Source organism: Thioclava sp. UBA3469, assembly GCF_002378135.1.
In the GTDB taxonomy this organism is placed as follows: domain Bacteria; phylum Pseudomonadota; class Alphaproteobacteria; order Rhodobacterales; family Rhodobacteraceae; genus Thioclava; species Thioclava sediminum.
The window spans coordinates 48,991-54,284 of sequence record NZ_DFRG01000246.1 but is presented as its reverse complement, the minus strand read 5'-3'; the positions used below and the strand labels follow the sequence as shown (position 1 = coordinate 54,284).

General features: G+C 64.1%; 4 protein-coding genes. 1 reads left to right on the top strand and 3 read right to left on the bottom strand.

All coding sequences use genetic code 11. The annotated features are described in order from the left end of the window. Window positions 1-202: 202 nt before the first annotated feature. The 3 genes from B3D39_RS18065 to B3D39_RS18055 form a co-directional block, all read right to left on the bottom strand. Window positions 203-1,846 (bottom strand): flavin monoamine oxidase family protein, encoded by a 1,644-nt coding sequence (locus tag B3D39_RS18065; protein WP_274963648.1) that lies wholly within the window; start codon window positions 1,844-1,846, stop codon window positions 203-205. Between the two features lie 175 nt (window positions 1,847-2,021). Beyond that, window positions 2,022-2,636 carry a glutathione S-transferase family protein gene (locus tag B3D39_RS18060; RefSeq protein WP_274963649.1) on the bottom strand — a complete coding sequence of 205 codons (615 nt, stop codon included), beginning with the start codon at window positions 2,634-2,636 and terminating at the stop codon, window positions 2,022-2,024. Further along, window positions 2,633-4,009 (bottom strand): NAD-dependent succinate-semialdehyde dehydrogenase, encoded by a 1,377-nt coding sequence (locus B3D39_RS18055; RefSeq protein ID WP_274963650.1) that lies wholly within the window; start codon window positions 4,007-4,009, stop codon window positions 2,633-2,635. Before B3D39_RS18055 ends, B3D39_RS18060 begins: the two co-directional genes overlap by 4 nt. 329 nt (window positions 4,010-4,338) lie before the next feature. On the opposite strand from B3D39_RS18055, the gene B3D39_RS18050 reads away from it, so the two are divergent. Beyond that, window positions 4,339-5,294: alcohol dehydrogenase catalytic domain-containing protein (locus B3D39_RS18050; RefSeq protein WP_286789933.1), on the top strand; the 956-nt coding region annotated here is incomplete at its 3' end.

Sequence of the window (5,294 nt, the reverse complement as noted above, 5' to 3'; positions counted from 1 at the left end):
GCCCCAAGGGCAGCAAACCAAACCGCCCGAGTCACCAGCGAAATGAACGGAATCGAATAGCCATCAATACGAGGAAGACGCCGAGCCAAGACTAGGCTCAGGGCCTATTGGTCGGCATGCATCCCTTGGGGCGGCCTCCTCCAGAGGGCCGGACACCTGACCCACGCGCGGCATGACACTCCTGCCGCGCGCGCCGTTTGCTTCAATCGGCCAGCCTGATCGGCCCGCGCTCGGGATAGAGATCGCCGGGGCCGGGGTTTGCCTCGGGGCTGCGTCCCCCGAGATGCGTCATGATCCCCCACACCGCATTGAGCGACGTCTGCACCGCGCCTTCGACCCAGGCGGGGGTCCAGCTCACACCGTCCCCGGCGAGGAAAACGCCCTTCTGGCTTGCGGCCATGCCTTGCTGCATGAAGTGGCCGTAGATGCGGTGGTTGTAGCGATAGTGACCCGGCAGGGCGCCCTTGAAGGCGCCAAGGAAGTTTTCGTCCGCCTCCCAGCTCACGCAGATCGGCTGGCCGCGGATATGAGAGGCAATGTCGACGCCGGGGTAGATTTTGCCCAGCGCCTGCAGCGACAGCTCGACCCGGCGCTCCGCACTGAGCGGCAGCACCTTGAGCGCATCGCTCATCCAGGCGTAGCTGAGGCAGATCACGCCGGGGCGGTCGGGTCCGTTGTCGAAGAAATAGGTGCCCCGCGTCAGCCGGTCGGTCAGCGTCATCGACATCAGCGGCTCGCCGGTTTCCGGATCGATGTCGTTCCAGAACGGTCGGTCGGTCATGACGAAGGTTTTCGCGGCCTGCATGTAGCGGGTCCGGTCGAGCGCCATCCACATCTTCTGATCGAACAGATCCTCTTCGGTCTCGATCGCCGTCGTCAGCAGGTGCGTCTGGCACGTCGCCAGCACCGCCGCATAGTCGTCCTCGTTGCCCCATTGGTCGCGAAGCCGGATCATCTCGCCTGCGCGGCTCAGGGCGGTCGCCCGGCTGCGCGTCGCACCGCCATGCAGGCTCGCGAGCGTCGTACCCTCCGGCCAATGCGCGCAGGCAGGCGCCGCGTTCCAGAGGCGATGCAGGACAGTTTCCACCCCGCCCACGATGTAGCGCTGATCGTCGTCGAGCCCGAGCAGATTCACCCGCAGGATTTCCAGCATCGAGTTCGGGAAATCAGAGTCCCAGCCGCCAGTGCCGAAGCCGACCTGACCGAAAATCTCCCGGTGCGAGAAATCGAGCTTCTGAAACGCGTCGGAATGGGCCACGAAATCGTAGAAGGTGCGCTCATCCCAGTCTTGGACGAGCGGATCCCAGATCGCCTTGATGGCCTCAATGTCCTTGGCGCGCACCGCGGCTTGCAGGTCGGGAAAAGCCGCCTGACTGCGCAGCGCTTCGTCATAGGCCTCTGCGATCTGATGGTATTGCTCGGGCAGGTCCTCGAGGCTGCGGGCGAAATGGCGTTGGCCCTCAAGCTCGATGACGGTCGACCCGGCGGCGGGCGTCAGCGGGTTCGGAAAAGGTCGGCTCTCGCATCCGACAAGATCGACATAGTGGTAGAACCCGCGCGAGGAGACGGGGAAGCGCATACCGCCAAGCTCCGCCACGACCCCATCCGTTCCTTCGAAGCTCTGCGAGCGCAACCGCCCGCCGAACTGAGAGGACTCGTAAACCACCGGTCGCAGTCCCAGCTTCATCAATTCGTAGGCCGCGATTACCCCGGCCGCTCCGGCACCGATGATGGCGACCGGCGCGCCAAGTACATTCTTCGGAACCGTGCCGAGACCCGCGGGATGACTGATCCAGTCCTCGTAGGAAAAGGGGAAATCCGGTCCAAAGGCTGTCAATTGCTGCATAGCTGTCTCCTGCTCCGCCAGTCGTCACCGCAACCCGATGGATGCGGTAAAGAAGACCTCTACGAGAATGCCAGGGTCTGCAAGCGGGCATTCCGCGGGCGCTCGGGCCGGCGGGTTGACCAGATCGATCCGGCCTTTCAAGCCCGAGTCACCGCAGCGAAATCCGCGACGGCTCTCACCCGGGAGGCGCCATCGGGCCGGCGGCTTCCGTCGCCGCGATGTATCCCGGCTGCGCTCGCAGCGCCGCCCAATAGGCCGCGACCTTCGGATGATCCGCGAGCAGGTCGAACCGCGCCAACAAGGCAATGACATAGGACATCTGGATATCGGCCAGCATCGCCTTGTCGCCAAATAGCAGAGGCCCGGTACCGATCGCCCGCGCGATGAAATTGAGATGGGCATCAAGCGCCGCCTGCGCCTGAGCGGGGACCGGCTTGTCGCGGAAGGCTGGCAAAATCGCCTGCAGCGCGACCTCGGCGAAGGAGCTCTCGACGTAATCGAGCAGTTCCTCGTGTTGCCAGAATTCCGGAGTGCCCCGCGGCGGCGTGTGGGTCTCGTCGCCGTATTTCGCGACGAGGTAGCGTAGGATCGTCGCGGACTCCGCGAGTATCCGATTGCCGTCCTCGATCACCGGGGACTTGCCCAGGGGGTGAACCCGGGACAGGGCCTCCGGCGCGCGAAAATTCTCGGTGCGCTGATAATCGACCCGGTGGCAAGGCTCGCCAAGATCGGCGAGCAGCCACAGCACCCGGGTCGCGCGGGAATAGTGCAGAGCGTGAAGCGTGATCATGGCAGGAACACCGCCTTGGCGTTGACGAATTCCTTCATGCCGAAGCCGCCGTGCTCGCGCCCGTAGCCGGAATCCTTGACCCCGCCGAAGGGCATGTTCGGATCGGCGGTCCCGAAGGAGTTGATCCGGACCATCCCGGTGTCGAAGTGATCGCGGGCGAGTTTGAGGGCGCGGTCTTCATCCTTGCTGAAGATTCCGCCGCCAAGGCCATAGCGGCTATCATTGGCGATGCGCATCGCATCCTCGTCATCCTTGGCGCGGATCACCGCAGCGACGGGACCGAAGATTTCGTCATCATAGGCGGGCATGCCGGGGACCACGTCGACCAGCACCGTCGCGGGGTAATAGGCGCCGGTGCCGCCCGGGGCCTCGCCACCGCAAAGAGCCTTTGCACCCTTGGCGAGGCTCTGCTCCACCTGCTCCTTCACGGTTTCGAACTGATCCTCGCTGGACAGCGGACCAAGCTGGGTGTCGTCTTTCGTGGGATCGCCCATCTTCACCGCCTTCATCTGCTCGACGAAGGCCTCGACGAAGGCGTCATAGACCTTGTCCGCCACGACGAACCGCTTCGCCGACACACAGGTCTCGCCGTTGTTATACAGCCGCCCCATCAGCGAGAATTTCACCGCCGTTTCGATATCGGCATCTTCCAGCACGAGATAGGCATCGTTCGATCCCAGCTCCAGCACGGTCTTCTTCAGCGCCTTCGACGCGACGCTGCCCACATGCCGACCCGCGCCGTCGCTGCCGGTCAGGGTCACACCGCGCACCAGCGGATGCTCGATCAGATTGTCGCTGGTCTCGTGGTCGATCAGGATGACCTGGAACAGATCCTCGGGCAGCCCGGCCTCGATGCATAGCTCCCGCAGGCGCAGCCCGGAGCCGGTGCAGATGCTCGCATGTTTGAGCACGCAGGCGTTGCCCGCCATCAGGTTCGCCGCCAGAACACGGACCGGCTGATAGAGCGGGAAGTTCCACGGTTGGATCGAGTAGATCACGCCGGTCGGCTGATAAGTGACCACACCACGCGATCCGTTGGCGCCGTGGGTACGTTCCTCGTCGGCCAGCGCGTCTGGCCCGTTGTTCGCGGTATATTCAAAGATCGCGGCGCAGATCTCGACCTCGGCCTTGCCGTCCTTCAGAAGCTTGCCGGTCTCGCGCGTCATGAGCGCGGCCAGCTCTTCCGCGTTCTCGCGGAGCGTCGCGGCGATCTTGGTCAGGTAAGGCGCGCGTTCGGAATGGGACAGCTTGCACCACTCCAGAAAAGCGGACTGCGCGGCCTCGAGTTTCTCGACGGCCTCCTGCTCGGACATCAGCGGATAGGTCTGGATCGTCTCGCCCGTCGCAGGGTTGGTGGTGGTGATCGTGGACATGAGAACTCCTTCGATTTCACCAGCGAAACTTGCACCGCAGTCGAGGAGTTCCAGCGTCCGCGACGGTAACGCGGCGTCTTTCGGCCCGCGAAACGGTCACTGCTGACCACGAAAACTTGTCCCAAGCGCGGCCTTGTCGCTCTCACCCGGGGCCAAGCATTTGAAGACCCCGGAAAAGACGCAGCGGAACGTAGCCGCGCGCCTTTTCGCTCCACGCTTTGCGGTCGCCTCGGACGCAGGGCGCTCTATCTGGCAATGCAAGCGCGCCCTCGGAAACCTCTGGGCGTGAACCAACCTCTTCCTGACGACATTCAAATCTGGAGATCGACATGGCGACCACTGGCAAGCAACTGTTCACGACGCTGGAGGCAGACGGTACGCTCACCGTCGCGATCGAGGACGTGGACTTCCCCGATCCGACCGGCAACCAAGTCCTCGTGAAGATGGAGGCGGCTCCGATCAATCCGTCCGACCTCGCGATCCTCGTCGGCGCAGCGGATATGGAGAACGCGGAATATTCTCCCGGCAAATTCGTGGCCAAGATGCCCGAGCCGTTCAACGCGGGTTCGAAAGCACGGCACGGCCTCAAGCTGCCCGCGGGCAACGAGGGCGCGGGCACCGTTGTCGCGACCGGTGACAGCGACGCGGCCAAGGCGCTGATGGGGCAACGCGTCTCCTGCGTGCCGGGCAACGCCTACAGCCAATATTGCACCGCCGATGCGCAGATGTGCCTGCCGCTGGGCGATCACTCCTCCGAGGACGGCGCGAGCGCCTTCGTCAATCCGATGACCGCGCTGGGGTTCGCCGAGAACGCCAAGATGGACGGGCAGGACGCGATCCTGCACACGGTGGGGGCGTCGAACCTCGGCCAGATGCTGACCCGCATCTGTCAGGAGGACGGACTCGGTCTCGTCAATATCGTGCGCAAGGACGATCAGGTCGATCTGCTCGAGAAGATCGGCTCGACCCATGTCGTGAACTCGTCGCAGGATGACTTCATGCAGAAACTCAGCGCCGCGATCGACGACACCGGCGCCTTCTACGGCTTCGACCCGATCGGCGGCGGCCACGCGGTCGACAACGCCTTCAAGGCGATGGAGCAGGTCGCGGTAAGCCGGATGACGGAATACTCGCGCTACGGCTCGAACCAACCGAAGCGGATGTTCATCTACGGGCGGCTCGACACCGGCCCGACGACGCTTTCCCCGAGCTACGGCTTCGGCTGGACGCTGTCGGGCTGGCTGCTGTTCCCGTTCCTGCAAGCGGCGGGGCAAGAAACCGTCGG